General features: G+C 63.0%; 15 protein-coding genes. 8 read left to right on the top strand and 7 right to left on the bottom strand.

All coding sequences use genetic code 11. The annotated features are described in order from the left end of the window. Positions 1-21: 21 nt before the first annotated feature. Positions 22-1,099 (bottom strand): IS3 family transposase gene (locus tag GobsT_RS18945; protein WP_417936408.1). Its coding sequence is split into 2 segments (ribosomal slippage): positions 22-880 and positions 879-1,099, totalling 1,080 coding nucleotides; the frame shifts between segments, so codons are not numbered across the junction. Continuing rightward, positions 1,030-2,655 carry a hypothetical protein gene (locus GobsT_RS39745; RefSeq protein ID WP_010043608.1) on the bottom strand — a complete coding sequence of 542 codons (1,626 nt, stop codon included), beginning with the start codon at positions 2,653-2,655 and terminating at the stop codon, positions 1,030-1,032. The genes GobsT_RS18945 and GobsT_RS39745 overlap by 70 nt, the downstream gene beginning before the upstream one ends. A gap of 284 nt (positions 2,656-2,939) precedes the next feature. Here GobsT_RS39745 and GobsT_RS18940 point away from each other — a divergent pair, with 284 nt between their 5' ends. The 4 genes from GobsT_RS18940 to GobsT_RS18925 all read left to right on the top strand — a co-directional run bounded on the left by GobsT_RS18940 (position 2,940) and on the right by GobsT_RS18925 (position 7,676). Next, positions 2,940-4,241, top strand: a complete 1,302-nt coding sequence (locus GobsT_RS18940) for an acyltransferase family protein (RefSeq protein ID WP_010043605.1) — start codon at positions 2,940-2,942, stop codon at positions 4,239-4,241. Further along, a complete protein-coding gene (locus GobsT_RS18935; protein ID WP_157506842.1) occupies positions 4,238-4,876 on the top strand; it encodes a sigma-70 family RNA polymerase sigma factor in 639 nt (212 codons plus the stop codon). Before GobsT_RS18940 ends, GobsT_RS18935 begins: the two co-directional genes overlap by 4 nt. Beyond that, complete coding sequence (locus GobsT_RS18930) at positions 4,873-6,717, top strand: WD40 repeat domain-containing protein (protein WP_010043603.1); 1,845 nt, start codon at positions 4,873-4,875, stop codon at positions 6,715-6,717. Before GobsT_RS18935 ends, GobsT_RS18930 begins: the two co-directional genes overlap by 4 nt. Before the next feature lie 182 nt (positions 6,718-6,899). Further along, positions 6,900-7,676 (top strand): sugar phosphate isomerase/epimerase family protein, encoded by a 777-nt coding sequence (locus GobsT_RS18925; protein WP_197905124.1) that lies wholly within the window; start codon positions 6,900-6,902, stop codon positions 7,674-7,676. A gap of 17 nt (positions 7,677-7,693) precedes the next feature. Here the strand turns inward: GobsT_RS18925 and GobsT_RS18920 are convergent, their stop codons facing one another. Beyond that, positions 7,694-8,488 (bottom strand): SDR family NAD(P)-dependent oxidoreductase, encoded by a 795-nt coding sequence (locus GobsT_RS18920; RefSeq protein ID WP_010043600.1) that lies wholly within the window; start codon positions 8,486-8,488, stop codon positions 7,694-7,696. Between the two features lie 68 nt (positions 8,489-8,556). Between GobsT_RS18920 and GobsT_RS18915 the strand changes: the two genes are divergently transcribed. Then, entirely contained in the window at positions 8,557-9,534 is a 978-nt protein-coding gene (locus GobsT_RS18915; RefSeq protein WP_010043598.1) for an SMP-30/gluconolactonase/LRE family protein, read from the top strand. Between the two features lie 100 nt (positions 9,535-9,634). On the opposite strand, the gene GobsT_RS18910 is transcribed toward GobsT_RS18915, so the two are convergent. Beyond that, the gene (locus tag GobsT_RS18910) at positions 9,635-10,474 is read right to left on the bottom strand and encodes a sugar phosphate isomerase/epimerase family protein (protein WP_010043596.1); all 840 of its coding nucleotides are present in this window, start codon (positions 10,472-10,474) and stop codon (positions 9,635-9,637) included. A gap of 441 nt (positions 10,475-10,915) precedes the next feature. Here GobsT_RS18910 and GobsT_RS18905 point away from each other — a divergent pair, with 441 nt between their 5' ends. Further along, entirely contained in the window at positions 10,916-12,274 is a 1,359-nt protein-coding gene (locus tag GobsT_RS18905; RefSeq protein ID WP_162097379.1) for a Gfo/Idh/MocA family protein, read from the top strand. A gap of 55 nt (positions 12,275-12,329) precedes the next feature. On the opposite strand, the gene GobsT_RS18900 is transcribed toward GobsT_RS18905, so the two are convergent. After that, positions 12,330-13,178 carry an MlaE family ABC transporter permease gene (locus GobsT_RS18900; RefSeq protein ID WP_232068385.1) on the bottom strand — a complete coding sequence of 283 codons (849 nt, stop codon included), beginning with the start codon at positions 13,176-13,178 and terminating at the stop codon, positions 12,330-12,332. A gap of 844 nt (positions 13,179-14,022) precedes the next feature. After that, a complete protein-coding gene (gene ilvC / locus GobsT_RS18895; protein WP_010053333.1) occupies positions 14,023-15,072 on the bottom strand; it encodes a ketol-acid reductoisomerase in 1,050 nt (349 codons plus the stop codon). An 82-nt stretch (positions 15,073-15,154) separates the two neighbouring features. Between ilvC and GobsT_RS18890 the strand changes: the two genes are divergently transcribed. Continuing rightward, entirely contained in the window at positions 15,155-15,700 is a 546-nt protein-coding gene (locus tag GobsT_RS18890) for a MarR family winged helix-turn-helix transcriptional regulator (protein ID WP_063744552.1), read from the top strand. Between the two features lie 137 nt (positions 15,701-15,837). Here GobsT_RS18890 and GobsT_RS18885 read toward each other — a convergent pair whose 3' ends face one another. Next, on the bottom strand, positions 15,838-16,101 hold the full coding sequence (locus GobsT_RS18885; RefSeq protein ID WP_010033803.1) for a hypothetical protein: 264 nt from the start codon (positions 16,099-16,101) through the stop codon (positions 15,838-15,840). 204 nt (positions 16,102-16,305) lie between these two features. Here GobsT_RS18885 and GobsT_RS18880 point away from each other — a divergent pair, with 204 nt between their 5' ends. Further along, complete coding sequence (locus GobsT_RS18880) at positions 16,306-17,613, top strand: ribonuclease D (RefSeq protein WP_010033800.1); 1,308 nt, start codon at positions 16,306-16,308, stop codon at positions 17,611-17,613. Positions 17,614-17,633 lie beyond the last annotated feature (20 nt).

The raw sequence follows: 17,633 nt of genomic DNA, 5'->3' as shown, positions 1-17,633 counted from the left end.
CCAAAAAGTTGCTATCCTTCGCTACTGTTTCGTCGGGGCCTTCGTGGCTCCGACGCCATACACCTGAGCCGGGGTGCGGTAGTCCAGGGACTGGTGTAACCGCTCGGTGTTGTAGAACCCGAAGTACGCCCGGAGCCCACTCTCCAGGGCCGGCACCGACTCGTAACCCTTGAGGTACACGTCCTCGTACTTGACGCTCCGCCACAGGCGCTCCACGAACACGTTGTCCAGGCACCGGCCCCGCCCGTCCATGCTCACCGCGACCCCGGCCCGCTCCAATCGCCCGACCCACGCGGCGGCCGTGAACTGGACTCCCTGGTCCGTGTTGAACACCTCCGGCTTGCCCCGGCCCAAGGCCTCCTCCAGCATGTCCTGGCAGAATGACCCGTCCAACGTGTTGGACAGTCGCCAGGCCACCACGTACCGGCTGAACCAGTCCATCGTTGCGGCCAGGTACATGAACCCGGTGGGCATCGGGATGTACGTGATGTCCGTGCTCCACACCTGATGGACCCGGTCGATGGCCACGCCCCGCAACAGGTACGGGTACACCTTGTGCCCGGACCCGACCGACAGCTTGGGCTTGGGGTACAGGGCCTCCAACCCCATGATCCGCAACAGCCGCTGCACCCGCTTGCGGTTCACCTCGTGGCCCTGGGTGCCCAGCCACGCGGCCAGGCGCCGGCTCCCGTAGAACGGGCACGTCGTGTACTGCTCGTCGATCAACCGCATCAGCGTCAGGTTCTCCGCGCTCTCCGGGGTCGGCTCGTAGTACACCGTCGAGCGGTTCAATCCGATCAGCTCGCACTGGCGCCGGACGCTCAGCTCCGGGTGCTCGGCCTCGATCCGGGCACGCTTGGCCTCAGCCGAGGGCGGCCGATTTTTTTTTCACCCAGTCGAGTTCCACCTTGAGGCGGCCGATCTGCTCGTACAACTCGGTCGTCTTGTCTTCCGGGGGGCCGGTGCCCTTCGCCCCCGAGGCGAACACGGCCTCGGCCCCGGTGAGCAACTGCTTCTTCCACCCATGAATCAGGGTCGGGTGGACGCCGTGCTGACTCGCCAGTTCGTTGATGGTCTTGTCGCCCTTGAGGGCCGCCAGCGCGACCTGGGCCTTGAACGCCGCCGAGTGACTCTTCCGCTTGCCCGCCATGGGTTCCCCTTTCCTGGGCCTCCGGTATAGCTTAACCGGCGGTCCAGTTTTCGGGGTCCACTATAAACGTCGGTGTACAACTTCCCGGTCAGGTAGCTCTGGTACTCGTAGGGCTTCGAGTCGCGGCCGATCGCGAACTTGTGCTTCGGGGCGAGCACCACCTGCTTAAATTTCTCGTCGGCGAGCCGGACGAACTTTTTGTCCTTGATCCAGTACACGGCGCTGTAGTTCGTCACCCGGTCGCTGCTCGCCTGCTTCTCCTGCATCGGCTGGAGTCGCTCGTCCTTCCAGTGCCACACCACCAGATCGGGCTTACCGCCGTCGGTCGAGTTACCGGCTGTCGGGACGATTTTCTTGCCCTTTTTGCTGTCGTCCTTCGGATCGGTTTTGGTTTCGGACTTGACTTCCTTCGGTGCCGGTGCGGTGTCGGTTTTCTTTTTGCGCTCGGTGATCGAGAACCTGAAGCCGTCGAGCCCGTCGGTCCACGCGGCCGGGCCGGTAATGACGAAGTCCGTCGGGAAGCCCTTGTCGTCCTTCGGATCGTAAACGGCTTTCGTCGGCTTCGGCCCCAACTCCGTGAACCCGACGATCGACAGCGGTTTGGCGTCCGAACCGGCATCCTCGGTCTGCTTCGTGACGACAAATGCGGTGGTGTCTTCGTTCCAGGAGAGCGAGCGGTAATTCGCCTTGCTCGCCTCAATCGGGTACACGAGGCCGGTCTTCATCTCGCGGAGGTGAATGCCGTTCCCGATCCGGCCGCTGGCGTCGATGACGGTCACGAGCCAGTCGCCCTTCTTGGTGAAATCGAACTCTGCGACATTCCCGAGAACGAGGTCGGTGCCGGTCGCGAGGTCGCGCAACACGAGGTCCGACCCGCTCGCAGCGGACGCTGTGCCCGCCGGTGCGCCGGCGGCCGGCTCGCTGACCTTGCGGAACACGAGGTGTGTGGCGGCCTCGCCGTTAAACCGGGCCGACGCGGCTCCTTCGATGTCGGTTTTGTCACCGGTCGCCAGGTTCACCAGAGTCACCTTGGCTTTGCCGCCCGAACCCGGCGCCGTGCCGCCCTTTGTGGAAGGAGTATACGTGAACGCGAACCACTTGCTGTCGAGCGAAAACACCGCGGTGCCGAACCCGGTGCCGCCCGTGAACTTCGTTTCTTTTCCGTCCGCGATGTTCCGCAGGAACAGGTCTCCTTCGCCTTCCGTGGCACCGACGCGGTGAGCGAACCACTTGCCGTCAGGGGAGAGGGTGAAATCGCGAATTGATCGCCACTTCTCCGCGTCCGCGAAGGTGAGCGCCTTCTTGGCTGCCGGTGTGGTCGGGCTACTTTTTTTCTTGTTCAGCTCGTCCAGCTTCTTTTGAAGCGCTTCGAGCTGCTTTTGGACTTCAGCGATCTCCTGTTCGCGGGTCTTCTGGGGGTCTTCGGCACGAAGGGTGACGACGAACCCCGCGACCAGCACCAGCGCCGCAACCGCCCGCGACGAGACTGCACACCGTGGTAACACTCAGCACCTCCGTCGGGTCGGTGACCCGCTGACGGGAATACAGTAAAACCCGCGGTTCGCGGGTCGGGAGATGGTCCATCATCTGCGGCCCACTGCGACCGCAAAGCATTTTGCCCAAATTACCAGCCGGGGTGGGTGTCGTCGAGCGTTCGGAAAGACAAAGCGTGAGATTGCGCCACCCAGGGCGTTGGGATCGCTACCGCGAAGTCGGTTCGGTGGGCGTTGGAGAGTGGGCCGGAGGACCTATTCTGAATACTATTTGACCCGCAGTGGGTAGGAGCATCATGTCAACGCCTGCGCCGTCCGACCGGTACCACGCGCTCGACAGCCTGCGCGGGTTTGCGATGTTTCTTGGGGTCGTCCTGCACGCGGCCATTTCGTTCATGGTGAACGTGCCGGCGTTCTGGCCGGTGCGTGACCCGGAACCGGTCCCGCTCGCGGACGTGTTCCTGATCGCGGTTCACGATTTCCGGATGCAACTTTTTTTTGTGCTCGCGGGGTTCTTCGGGTGCTTGCTGTACCGGCGTTACGGGCTGATCGGCATGTTGAAGCACCGTGCGAAGCGGGTCGCGCTGCCGTTTGTTCTCGCACTCGTTTTCATCGTGCCCACGGTTCAGGTAACCGGGCTATACGCCGAGATTGAAAACGTGCGTGCCGGGGCTGTGCGCGGTCCCGAATCGGTGGCGCGGGGCGTGGCAGCGAAGCTCGTGGCGGCGAACCCCGAGGCGAGCGCGCCGCAACTCATCCTCGACTACGTTTTGGCGGGGAATGCGGTCACCAAGTTGCCGCTCGTTCACCTCTGGTTTTTGTACTACCTGCTCCTCTTCACGGTCGCCGTGGCTGTGCTGGCGCCGCTACTCGATCGACTCGCTGGCACGCGACTCCTGCTCGTAACGGACGCCGCGTTTCGTCGGTTAATTGCCGGTTCCGGGCGGGTGCTGGTGCCTGCCGTTCTGACTTTCCCGCTCATGCTGCCAATGACGTGGGTTGTGGACACGCCCTCGCAATGGAACCCGCAGTGGCACATCGTGAGCTACTACTTCGCGTTCTTCTGTTTCGGGTGGATGCTGTACCGTCACCGCGACCTCGCCACCGCGTTCGGCCACCGGTGGCGCCTGCACCTTTTAATTGCCAACACTGTGCTGCTGCCGTTGATGCTCGGTCTGGTGGTGAAGGGGTATGAGGCCGAACGCTCCGGAAAGGATGGTGTGCTCGCAATGAAGCTGACCGGGTACGCCGTATCGGTGCTCTACACGTGGTTGATGGTCGCGGGGTTGTGGGGCGGGTTCTTGCAACTGTTCGCGCGCGAACGGGCGTGGGTGCGCTACCTCGCCGATTCCGCGTACTGGTGCTACCTCGCGAGCATCACTCCGATTTTTGTGTTTCAATTTCTGGTCCGCGACTGGTCCGCGCCCGGGTTCTTGAAGTGCGGTTTAGTTACACTCGCAACGTTAGCCGTGCTGCTCCTCAGTTACGAATATTGCGTGCGGTACACCGTGATCGGCGCGATTCTGAACGGGCGCAAAATCCGCCCGAAGCGCTTCCCCGTGTCATCGGAGCCGGCTGCGACCGGTGCGGCGGCGTGACTACTGGTCTGTCTGATTCGTGGCGCCGCGGGGTTCTGTTTGTAATCGTGCAAAGCGACGACGAGGAAACCGGGGCGGCGACACCGGAGGCCGACCGGATCGTGGCGGACGTGCTCGCCGGCCACACACCGGCGTTCGCGGCACTGGTGCGTCTGTATCAGGAAAGCGTTTGGCGGATTGCGGCGGCGCTGCTCCGCGACCGCGATGCGACGGAGAACATCGTTCAACAGGTGTTCGTGGACGCCTACTTTCACCTCGATCAGTACGCGCTGGGGACCGATTTCGGCGCGTGGGTCCGCACCGTCGCTCGCAACCGGCTCCGGAAGGAGCTGCGCACCGCCGGGCGCGAGGACCGGCGGCTCGCGGTCTACCGCGAGCGGCTGGCGGAGCGGCTCCGGGCCGAGAGTGCCGCTCACCGCGATGACTCCGACGCGTACGTCGTGGCCCTCCGTGGTTGCCGGGAACTGCTGACGCCCCGCGAAGCCGTGGTGCTGGCGCTGCGGTACGAGCGGGGTCTCTCGTTCGAGGCCATCGCGGCGAAGCAGGGACAAACACCGGAAGCTGTTCAGCGGATGATTTCGCGCATCCGGTTCCGTCTCCGCGACTGCATTCAAACGAAACTGAACGACCAATGAACCGCGTCGCTGAACTCACGCTCAAGCTCCTCGACCGCGCTCTTACGTCAGCGGAGGCCGAGGAACTCGACGCGCTCGCCGCCGACCCACGCGCCGAGGCCGAACACCTCGAACTGCTGGCTCTCGAAGCCGAGCTTCGCGCGCTGCGCACGGATTTCGACCTGGCCGATGCCACTCTCGCTCAGATCCAAGAAGCTCAAGCGGAGCGAACCGCCGGCGCCGTGCTGGCCGCGATTACCACTGCGGCGCCACCAATCTGGGCGCGCTCCGGACCGGGACCGCGACGGACCGTGCGGCGTCGTGCGGTGGCGGTGGTTCTGACCGCGTGCGCCGCGTGTGCGCTCGTGGCGGTGTGGCTCGGGGTGAAGCCGGCACCGATCGTTTTGCCTGCGCACGACGATCTGCCCGGGGCGGCGGGCCAGGGCTTTGCGAAGCTGTCGCAGAAAACCGGACTGGTCGAGGTGTTGAACGCCACCGGTGACGTTGTTCCGGTGGAGGAGGGGAACGAGTTGCCGGTCGGGTTCACCCTTCGGACCGGCGATGAGAGCTTGGCCGTCGTCGAACTCCTGGCCGAGCCGGCCCGGTTTGAGATCGAATCCGACAGCGTGGTGAGGTTCCGTTCCGGCGGGCGCACGGTCGCAAGTAAGCCGCAACTGTACCTCGCCGCTGGTCAACTCACCGCGACGGTTTCGGACCGGCCGAACAGCCGCCCGCTCGTCGTCAGCACATCCGTGACCGACGTACTCGCTCACAGCGGGCTGTTTGTCGTTTCATCGGCCGGCCCGGACACCGCGCGTGTGGACATCCGGAGCGGGCAGGTGGAACTCGTCCGTACTGTGGCTCCCAAACCTGTTCCGGTCGGCGTCGGTTCGGCGCTGGTCACCGCCGGGCTCGATCGGGTTGACATTGAGAACTCGCGCGCCGTCGATCGCGTGCCCGCTCGGACCTTGGCGTTTCCGGGCGCACGCGACGTGACGTATTCGCTTGACGGGGCAGAGCTGTGGGTCGGGAACGCTCGTGCGTTCACCCGCTGGGGGGAGACCTCGGCCATCGAATCCAGTTACTACGCCAGGCGCACCGACGGGTTCGCGGGCTTCACCCGTGACCGCAAACACCTTGTCACGTTCCGCGGCGATCGCGAAGACCGGGTGCTGATCCGCTCACTGCCCGACGGGGGCGAACTGGCCGTCGTCGATGCCCGCATCGGCGACTCACGGTTCTGGGCGGTCGGGCCGGACGCCTCGTGGTTCGCGGTGGTCGATTTGCCGAAGCCGCACAAGTGCGTGCGGCTCCTTGACGTTGCGACCGGCGAAGAGCGTTTTCAACTGAACGTCGCCGAGAACATCGCGTGTATCACTTCGAGCCCCGACGGCCGCGCGCTTGCCGTCGGGCTGATCGACCTCGCCCGCGGTGGTAGCAACAAGGTGCTGCTGCTCGACACCATAACCGGAGCACGACTGTCGTCTCTGCCGATCCAGAAGCGGCCCCCAACCGCGCTGGCCTATTCCGACGACGGGCGGCTCCTCGCGGTCGGTTTTAACGGCGTGATTCAGATTTGGGACGTAGCGTCGCGCGAGTTGCTTCGCACAATCACGGGCTTCGAGCGGGCCGTTGTTTGTCTCGCGTTCTCACCGGACGCGAACCGGATCGCGGCCGGGACGCCAGACGGCTCCGTTTGGGTGTGGCACCGCGCGAGCGGGCTGCAGACGCAACTGATCGAGAGCGGTGGGCGTGGGGTCAGAACGGTTGCGTTCTCGCCGAACGGCAAGCACCTCGCAACCGTCGCGAACGGAGCCCCGGTTGCTGTCTGGGACATCAAGCTCACTGGCGACCTTCAGTAGCCCGATGACCCGTTCGAGCGTAGTGTGAGGGTGTTTGTGGCCCGTGACCCTTACCCCCGTCTCAGATGAAACCTCTCTTTCTGCTCGCGGTCAGTGCTTTTACCGTCGCATCAGCTCGCGCGGCTGACCCCGCCAAACCTGCCGATGTGTTTGCGCCGGACAAACTCGTTGCGTGGTGCATCGTGCCATTTGATGCCAAGAAGCGAGGCCCGGCCGAGCGCGTCGAGATGCTTCAGAAGCTCGGGTTCAAGCGGTACGCATACGACTGGCGCACCGAACACCTCCCGACGTTTGACGAAGAGGTCGCGTTGCTCAAGAAGGCCGGCATCGAGCTGACGGCTGTGTGGTTTCCGGCGAATCTTGGCACGGACGCTCAGAAGCTCTTGGCAGTGCTCAAGAAGCACGACATCAAGACGCAACTCTGGATCACGATGGGCGACCCAGGTGGGACGGATCAGGCTGCAAAGGTCGAAAACGCTGCCAAAGTGCTGCGACCTGTTGCGGAAGCTGCTGCGAAGCAAGGCTGCACCGTCGGGCTGTACAACCACGGTGGGTGGTTTGGCGAGCCCGAAAATCAGATCGTGGTTATCGAGTTGCTGAAGCTGAAGAACGTCGGGATCGTGTACAACCAGCACCACGGCCACGACCACTTCGACCGATTCCCCAAGTTGCTCGAAGCGATGAAACCGCATCTCCTCGCTCTCAACCTGAACGGCAGCGTGAAGGGCGGGGACAGGGCGGGCAAGAAAATCGTCCCGCTCGCCGGCGGTGAACTGGATCTCCAACTTTTGGCGGTCATCGCGAAGAGTGGTTACGCCGGACCAATCGGCATTTTGGGGCACACGTCTGATGATGCAGCCGAGCGTCTCGCGGACAACCTCGACGGTTTGAAGTGGCTCGTTCCGCAACTCGGTGGGAAGGAACCAGCGGATAAGCCAAAATACCGCACGTGGAAGTGAGTTACGGCGTAAAGTGCTTATTTCTTTTCGGCTTCCGTGACCGGGCGCACTGCCATCTGTTGGGCATCCAGTCCGCCGTCCACGGTGAACACGCTCCCGGTGCTGTAGTTCGCGCGGTCCGACGCCAGAAACACGTACCACCACGCCACATCCTCGACAGTTGCGATGCGGCGGACCGGGATCTGTCCAATGACGGCCTCACGCTCGGCCGGTGAGGACTTCAGCCCGAAGTCGGTCAGTGGGGTTTCGACCAGCCCGGGGGCGACCGCCGCGGTGGTGAACCCGAGTGGTGCAAGTTCGACGGCCAGCTGGCGGGTGAGTGCGTTCACCGCCCCTTTGCTCGCGTCGTAGAGCGTGTGCAGTGGCTCGGAGCGGGTCGCGTTGAGCGACGTGCTGAACAGGATGCGTCCCCCCCGCCGCGCGACCTGTGCGCGCCGCACCACCTCGCGCGTGATCGCGACTGGAATCCACACGTTCAGCCGGAAAATGAAGTCGAAGTGGTCCCGGGTGAGTTGTGTCAGCGGTGGCTCTTTGTAGGTTCCGAGGTTGTTGACCAGAACATCGATCCCGCCAAACGCTGCCCACGCTTCGTCTACCAGCCGTTCGGGTTCGCCCTCGCTTAATAGGTCGGCCTGGACGTACCGAGTGTGTTCGTAGTCGCTGAGCAACCGCAGCACTTCCGGGCACTTGGCTAAAGGCTTCTCGGAGGTGACAACCACCCTCGCGCCGCTCGACGCGAACGCCTGCGCGACACCTAAACCGATGCCCTGGCTGCTCCCGGTGATGAGTGCCGACTTCCCCGACAGGAACATGGCCCGGCTCCGTTCGTATCCTCTGAATAGGCATAGTGTAGTGGCCGAACTGCGATCGGAGTACCGCGATGAGAAGCACCGAAGCGATCGTCTACATCGATTTCATTGAGGAAGAGGACCGGTTCCTGCCTGAAGGCCCCCGTTGGCTCACCGTGGGGGGAAAGGCCGGCTTGGCGTGGGTCAACATTCAGCTCAATTCCTCTGCTAAGAACGGTGAACTGCGGGTGCATTTCCCGGACGACCAATTCGCCGAAGACCTCATCGAGCCGTGCCCGGGCCGTCCGGGTTTCGCTCTTCCCATCGCCGGCGGGAACCGGATGCTGGTCGGGGTCGATAAGCAGCTTCGGGTGTGCGATGTCGCGAACGGTAAATGGTCCGATCCGCTCGCAACGATTCCTGACGACAACCCGCGGACGATCATTAACGACGCAGAGATCGTTCCCGGCGGAAGGGCGGTGGTGTTTGGTACGAAGGACACACAGTTCGATGAAGAGGCGAAGCTCGCACAGCTTTACCTTTACACGCCCGAGGACAACCGTATCTCACTTCTGGCGGCTAAGCAGGTCTGTTCGAACGGGAAGGTGTTTGCCACCGACGATCGCGGTCTGGTCCTCTACGACATCGATACGCCGACGCGAAAGGTTGTTCGTCATCGTCTCGACGTAGCGGCCCGAACCGCTGTGCCCGATGGCGTCGCGCTCGACCTGTCGAACCAAGCGGGTTTTCCGGACGGCATGTGTGATTGCGGCGATGGGTCGGTAATCGTTGCGTTCTTCAATCCCGATTTCGTGGAAGCGGGTCGGGCTGTACGATTTTCACTCGCGACCGGTGCGGCTCTCGAAGAATGGACCACGCCGGGCTCGCCGCGCGTGACCTGTCCCTTTTTGGTGAAACGTCCCAACGGAGTGAAACTGATTCTCACGACCGCGAGCGAAGGGATGCCGGCGGACCTGCGCGTGAAGTGCCCAAACGCGGGGTGCATCTTCGTGGCAAGCACGGAGTTTGCAGATTGTCCGGTGCCGGAATTCGTGGCGGTGGGAGTTTAGTGGGCTGAGGTGATCTGCAGGTCGTTCGCTCCGGTGGGGTTCGTAAGTCAGTTCCGTAACAACCCACGAACCTCACCGAATCTCGCAACAGACGGATGGCTCAAGAAGCCAAGCATTCGCGTAAGAACCGGACCCCGTGTTCGATGTCCCAGAACCGCTCTTGCTGGTTCCCGACCTCGCGCTCAATGCACAGCGGTCCCGTGAAGCCGATTCGCTTCAGTGCCTTGACGAACTCGCGCGTGTTGGTCTGCCCCGTCCCGAGCGGCACCTCGGTCCCCCACGTTCCTTTCACCGTCGGCCGGTTTGCATCCTTCAGGTGAACACTGCGGATGTCCGGCGCAAGAAGGTCCAGAACCCGTAGCGGGTCGTCCATGTCGTAAAGCAGCATGTTCGCCGGGTCGAAGTTGACCTTCAGGTTCGGGCACTTCAGGTCGTCCAGGGTTCGGCGGAGCAGGGCGGCGGACTCTTGCCCCGTTTCGAACGCCACAGTCACACCCGCTGCTTGTGCGAGTTCCGACACTGTGGCCAGTGTGTCCAGAAACGCCTTCCGCTCCGGCGAACCGACCGCGGGGATGAACCCGGCGTGCAACATGAGATCGGACAGCCCCAGTGCCTTTGTGCGCGCCAACCCCCACTTGAAGCATTCCAGCCGTTCGGGGCGGGTCGCAGAATCACCGAACCCGCCAGTCTTTTCGATGGTCTGTGGGGTGGTGTAGTCTTCGCCCGGAAAACCGAGCATCGCACCCGACATCTTGAACCCTGCAGCGAGCGCGGCAGACGGTAAGTCCTCGCCTTCGGCCCAACTCGCGTGGTGCGGGTCACCGCAGGCGATCTGCACCACTTCGATTCCGAGTTTGTCGAGAAAGGTTTTCAGTTCCGGAACGTTGGTTACCTGGAGCGACCAACTGCAAACGCCGATCGCGAGTGGCGGAATCGCCATGCGGAGCCCTCCGTTGTGGGTGTGACCGCGATTGTACCGCCGACCTCGGTTACTGTCGCGTAGCGGCGGTGCGCGGATCGTCGTAATAGTTCCGTTGCCGGGTTGGTTAGGTTGTTCGTTCGAGTTCTAACATGGTTCGGTGCGGCAAATGTGACGTGGTCGGGTTTTTTTCGGGCGGAAGATGTTAATGGATAAGGGTTTGTGATTTCCGCTAAAGGGTTCTGTGATTTTCGAAGTCCGAATTTCGCATCCGGCAGCGTTACATGCCATGAGGATACTACACCAGCAGGTTTTTCCCGCTTAAGCTCCATGTCGCCCAGGGAGCGCGGGTCGAGGTCGAGGGCGGCGCGTCGCCCTGTTCGCTCAACGCGCCGCTCTCCCTCACCCGTTCGATCCAATTCTTCCTTTTTACCTCACTCTGGTCGTGTACACTCGCGAGGAGTGTTACCCGCCCCACAGCAATTCGGGCTCAGTCCCAGCGATTCTCAGGAGCCAATCATGCCAATTCGTCTCACTCGTCGGAAATTCCTCGCTACCGTCGGCGCCGCCTTCACCGCGCCGATGGTCGTGCGTGCTCGCAACGCGAACGAAAAGCTGAACGTCGCGGTGATTGGCGTTGCGAACCGCGGGGCCGCGAATGTCGCCGGCGTTGCTCACGAGAATGTCGTGGCTCTGTGTGATGTGGACCCGGAGAACGCGCAGAAGGCCCGGGCGCAGTTTCCGAAGGCTGCCTTCTTTACCGATTACCGCGAGCTGTTCGATAAGGCGCACAAATCGATCGACGCTGTCGTGGTGAGTACTCCGGACCACACGCATGCGTTGCCGTCGTGTTTGGCAATCGAATTCGGCAAACACGTGTATTGCGAAAAGCCGATGGCCGAGACGGTGGCGGAAGTGCGTCACATGACCGCTTTCGCTGCGAAAAAGAAGGTCGTGACGCAAATGGGCACGCAGATCCACGCGGGCGAGAATTACCGCCGCGTCGTGGAGGTTGTGCAATCGGGTCTGCTTGGCGAGATCAAGAAGGTTCACGTCTGGAACAGCAGCAAGCCGGTGGGTGGGAAGAAGCTCACCTCAAAGCCGTCGGCAAAGTTCGATCTCGATTTGTGGATGGGGCCGACGAAGAGTGAGTTCTTCGAGGTCGAGGTGAACAAGTCGAGTTGGAATTTCGCGTGGCCGCACTTCCACTGGCGGTGGTGGTGGCAGTGGGGCGGCGGAACCCTCGCGGACCTGGGGTGCCACTACATCGATCTGCCCTATTGGGCGCTGGGTCTTACCTCTCCAACTCGCGTGAAGGCGACCGGCACGAAGACCTATGCGGGTGACAACGATACCCCGGACGTGATGTCAGTCGACTACACGTTCCCGAAGACGAAGGTCCGGGGCGAGGTTCAACTTACCTGGGAACACGGTACGACCGCGCCTTCTGGCGTGAGCGGACTGAAGGGTTACAGTTCAGGCGTCCTGTTCGTGGGTACAAAAGCGCAACTCGCTGCGGACTACGGCAGGTACACCATGATGCCCGACTCGGCAGCGAAGGAGTTCAAAGCCCCATCGAAATCTATTGCGCCGTCGATCGGGCACCACAAGGAGTGGCTGGAGGCCTGCAAGGGCAATGGTACGCCGCTGTGTAACTTCGCTTACGCGGGGCGGCTCGCAGAAGCGGTACTGTTGGGGAACGTGGCGTACCGTGCGGAGAAAGAGATTACCTGGGACGCAGAGAAGGGTGTCACCGGCGATAAGACCGCTGACGCCTTCCTGTCGCGCGAATATCGCAAGGGCTGGGAGCTGCCGGGGTGAATTCAGACCGCGGCTCTCGTCTTGTAGGGTGAGCGCCGCACTCGGCGTGCTCATCCTACAAGAGGCGTTGCATCGCTTTGATTAATCCGACCAGAAGCACGTCGGCCGCGAGAACGAGTAACACGCATGCAACCACGCTGTCGGTTGCGGCTCGCCCCACACCTTCGGAGCCTTCGCGGGCGCTCAAGCCCGCGAAGCACCCGGTCACACCGACGATCAGACCGAAGACGAGGGTTTTCAGTCCCGCGGGAATAACGTCTTGAAGAACCAGTTCGCGCACCGCGGCAGTGTTGTACTTCAGGAAAGTGGTCGAGCCGGTCGCCAATTCTGCGATAAACCCGCTTCCAAGGGCGGTTGCAGCGATGAGGACGTGCAGCAGAGGCGCGGCGAATACGCAAGCGACGATGCGCGGCCCCACCAATGCCCGGATCGTCGATACCCCGAGCAACTCCATCGCGTCGATCTGTTCGCTCACCCTCATGGAGGCGAGTTCGGCACCCAAGCTCGCGCCGGTGCGGGCCGCAACGATCAGGCCGGCGCCGACGGGCGCAAGTTCGAGGAGGACAGCGGCGGCGAGGAACGTCGGCAGGTACTCGACAGCTCCAGTGCCGGTACGAGCGAGTACGTCTCGCGTGTGCATCCAGATGACGACGCCCAACGCGAGGCCGGTAACAAGTGCCAGCGGTAACCCGCCGATCGTCACGGAGTAAAAGGGCCGCAGCCACAGCCCCGAGCGCCGCAAAGTTGTAAAAGACGCCAGAACTGCACGCGGCGTGAACGCCGCGAGTCGCCCGAGGCGTTCCAGAAAATTGATTGCTTCAGTCACGAGTTGTCCGGTCAGCAAGTCAGCAGCAGGCGGGCTCGCACAAGTGTGCGCGCTGCCGGCGGCACTCGCGCTCTTCAAGGCAGGCCCCAAGCAGATCGTTGCGAAGTTCGAAATTGCCAGCCCCGTCCCGGTCCCACGCGAGAATGACGGACGACGTCGCAGGATTCAGTTTCGCCACTTTAGCAAGCCACATTACGCCGGCCTCGTGCTGGTACCGGCACGTCTGAGGGTGGTTCCAGGCAATGTGGGATGCCAAGCAACCCATCGGGACCGCTCGTGTGAACGCCCCGTGAATCAAGAGCGGGCTCCCCTTCTCCAAAAGCTCGATTATCCGCGAAAGTCCGTCCTTCGAGACGTGGGGTAGCCACCTCGCCCGGAACTCGGCAACGGGATCCAGGGTCGGCATGGCGATACTCTCCACGAGCCGGTCGCCGGACGACCGGAAGAGGTATTTCAGCTATAAATGCATGTGTGCCATTGTGATAGGTCAATCACTGGCACCGATAGACCGAGCCGCGACAGGGGGGAAGCGTGGTGGCGACTCGGTTGTGATGGGCATCATAGAGGGCAGTTTCTGGGCCTGTCAATGGTCCGAAGGTTAAGGTAAATTCGCTCGATTATTGAAGTGTCTGGTGCGGTTCACGGTTCCGGCGCGGTGCAAAGTAGTTATGTCACGGCCGCACTACTGATCATGCGCAAAAAAAAATCTAAAGTTATTCCGGATCCGTAGAGGTGACATAAGAAATCGCATTAGTTTCAATTATAATTGTTTGTGTTTTCTTGGTGTCACTGTGCTGGGCTAAGCAACTGAGATTGCAAGGTAAGCCACATAGCAGCGGCACGGCCGGGCTGAAAACGCCGTCGGGGAGTGAGTGACAATCTGGTGTCACTCACTCCCCGACGGCGTGGGTTGAGCGGGTGCTCACCCCTGACGCTCGGGCCGCAGCGCCCGCACCTGCGCGCCCGCCTGCCACATCTCGCTATCCGCGATCTCCTTGAGTTCTTTCTCGAGCTGCTGGCGATAGTCCGCACGGCTGTTCGCGTCAAGGGTCCGGCGGGCCTCTTCGCCGGTCGCGACCGAGTTGTAGAGTTGCTCGAACACCGGCTTGGACGCGTCGCGGAACGACTTGAACCAGTCGAGCGCGCCGCGCTGGGCGGTCGTCGAGCAGTTGGCGTACATCCAGTCCATGCCCTTTTCGGCGATCAGCGGGTACAGGCTCTGGGTCGCCTCTTCTACCGTCTCGTTGAAAGCTTCGCTCGGCGAGTGCCCGTTGGCGCGGAGCACTTCGTACTGCGCGAGCCACAGCCCGTAGATGGCGCCCATGAGAACGCCCCGCTCGCCGGTCAGGTCGGACACTACTTCCTTCTTGAACGTGGTCTCGAACAGGTACCCCGAGCCGATCGCAATGCCCAGCGCCAAGCACCGCTCGCGCGCCTTGCCGGTCGCGTCCTGGTGGATCGCGAAACTGGAGTTGATCCCGCGCCCCTCGACGAACAGCCGGCGCACCGTCGTGCCCGACCCCTTCGGGGCGACCAGGATCACGTCGATGTCGGCGGTCGGAACCACGCCGGTCTGCTCGTTGAACACGATCGAGAAGCCGTGCGAGAAGTACAGCGCTTTGCCCTTCGTGAGGTGCGGCTTGATCTTGGGCCACATCTCCTTCTGCCCCGCGTCGGACAGCAGGTACTGCACGACGGTGCCCTTCGCGGCGGCCTCTTCCGGGTCGAACAGCGTCTTGCCCGGCTCCCACCCGTCTTCGAGGCACAGGTCGTAAGCCTTGCCACCCTTGCGCTGGCCGACGATCACCTTGACGCCGTTGTCGCGCATGTTGAGCGACTGACCGCGGCCCTGTACGCCGTAACCGACCACGGCAACGGTTTCGTCCTTGAGGATCGCGCGGACCCGGTCGAGCGGGTAGTCGGACCGCTCGATGGCCTGCTCCACGGTGTCGCCAATGCGAATCTCTTTCATGGTGTCTACTCGGAAGAAGAGGTTGGCCCTATGCTCTGCGGGAGAGCTTACGAAATATTATCTCGACGGCAAGAATTCAAATATGGACACGACTGACGCGCAGCCGCCCGCTGGCCCCGCGGGAGTGGCCCCTGCCGCAGTGCCGGACGTAGTCGACCGGCTGGTCGAACAGTGGCGGCAGGCGCGCCCGGACCTGGACCCGTCGGCGCTGGATGTGGTGGGCCGCGTGATCGTTCTGGCGCAGCACCTAGAGCGGAGCGTGGAGGGCGCGCTGGAGCGGCACAAACTCACGCTGGGCCAGTTCGACATACTCGCGACGTTGCGGCGGCACGGGAAGAAGGGCGGGCTCTCCCCCACCCGGCTCTTGGAGAGCGTGCTGCTGTCCAGTGGCGGGATGACCGCCCGCCTGGACGCGCTCGCGGAGGCCGGCTACATCTCGCGCAAGCCGAACCCGGATGACCGGCGGATGGTGGTGATTGAGCTGACCTCCAAGGGCCGCCGGGTGATCGACCACGCGACGAAGACGCGATTCGCTGAGGCAGAGCACTCACTCCCGCCGCTCAGTGCGACGGAAATGGGAACCCTCACGGCGCTGCTTCGGCGGTGGCTCGTTCAGGTCGCTGGGTGACTCGCGACCTCAGAAGGGCGCCGGGAGGTGAACCGGAGCGCTTGCGTGCCCGCGGCAGTATCGCCTTAACACCGCCGTAACGAGCTGGGCCGTTCTTGGGCATGTCGCTTTCGCACAAGGCATGCACGGAGCGATTTTCATTCGTCCACAACGTCTTCGAGCTTCGAGATCGCCACCACCTCACTGCGGCGCAGGAACACTCGCTTACGGTTTCGTTTGATGCCGGTCGCCACCGAGTCCGCAACGTACAGCTCGCGGGTCGTTTCGGTGTCACGCAAGTCGTGCAGGTCGGCGTTCTTCAGTTCAATGAAGTGCTCGTCATACCGGACGAGGCGACCGAGGCACACGTACGGGCTCACCAGGTCGATAACAACCTTCTGTTCGAGCAACTCGTCGATCATCGGATTTGATCTCCGCGCGGGTTATCGCGATTGTACCGGTTGGGAAGCCCCAGTGCCCGGAATATGCATGCGTCGCCCGTTCGGGGGCCGGGAAAGCCGCGGCGGACGTGTTGACCGGCCGGGGGGCCGTTCGCACCCTGAACGATAACGTTAGTTTCAGGTTCCGGTTTCCGAGTTCCATACCACGCATTCAGGCCCACCGACATGGCTCGCCGTCCCGGTAAGCGCCCCGCACTCCCGGAACAACTGGTCACGCACCCGGCGCAACTGGCCGCGTGCCTTAGCCACCTTGCGAAGGCGCCGCTCGTGGGGTTCGACACCGAGTTCGTGGGCGAGGATGCGTACCGCCCCGAACTGTGCTTGGTTCAGGTATCGACCGCGGAGCAACTGTTCGTGATCGACCCGTTCGAGTGCGGCTCGCTCGACGGGTTCTGGGACCTGTTGCTCGACCGAAAGCGCACGGTCGTCGTCCACGCCGGCCGCGAGGACGTGCGGATGTGCTACTTTCAAGCGGGAAGCGCTCCGCCGAACGTGTTCGACGTGCAGATTGCCGCCGGTCTGGTCGGGCTGACGTACCCCATCGGCTACGCGGGGCTCGTCCACGACCTGCTCCGCCAGCGGATGCAGAAGGGGGAAACGCTCACCGACTGGCGGCAACGCCCGCTGACCCCCGCTCAGGTGCGGTACGCGTACGACGACGTGCGGTATCTGCTTCCCGCACACCGCAAACTGACCGAGAGGCTCAAAAAGTATCGCCGATTGCCGTGGGCGGAAGAGGAGTTCGCGGCGGCGGTGAAGCGGGCCGTGGCTGACGACGCCACGATCGAGCGCTGGCGGAAAATCAAGGGAATCGGGGCGCTGGACCGGCGCGGGCTGGCGGTCGCGCGCGAGGTTTACGGGTGGCGCGACAAGTTCGCAGAGCGGCTGAACAAGCCCCCGCGGTTCTTGATGCGAGACGACCTCCTCATCGAGATCGCTCGCCGCGCGCCGACGCGGCCCGAAGAGTTGCACACGGTTCGCGGGCTGCCCCGCGGCCAAGAGGAGCCGATTTTAGAGGCTATCCGGCGCGCGAAGGCGCTCGAGCTTGGTGAGTGCCCCGAGCCCGAAACCCGCGACAACGACAGCGCCAACGTCGTGCTGCTCGGGAACCTCTTGAACGTGGTGCTCGCGGACTTCGCCGGGCGAAACCGCCTTGCCGCGAATCTGATCTCCTCAGGTGCGGATCTGAAGGCCGTTGTCCGCTCTCGCGTTGAGGGGACCGATTTACCGGACGTGCCACTGTGCCGCGGGTGGCGGGCAAAGGCTGTGTTGCCCGAACTTTTGGACATCTTGTCGGGCGAAACGGCGATCCGGGTTGCCAACCCGAAAGCCCTCGACCCACTCGAACTGGTGGAACTGGAGCCAGAGGAGTCCGATGGGGGTGCCGAGTTCCAGCACGAGGCGGGGTTGACGGTTGACGAGTGGGAAGAACCTGCTCCGCCCGCAGACGGTACACTGGAAGAGCCCGAATAAATCCACCGGAACGCGCACCG

It is taken from the genome of Gemmata obscuriglobus (assembly GCF_008065095.1).
GTDB classification, from domain to species: Bacteria; Planctomycetota; Planctomycetia; order Gemmatales; family Gemmataceae; genus Gemmata; species Gemmata obscuriglobus.
The sequence above is the reverse complement of the archived record's forward strand: the minus strand, read 5'-3'. Positions and strand labels throughout refer to the sequence as shown.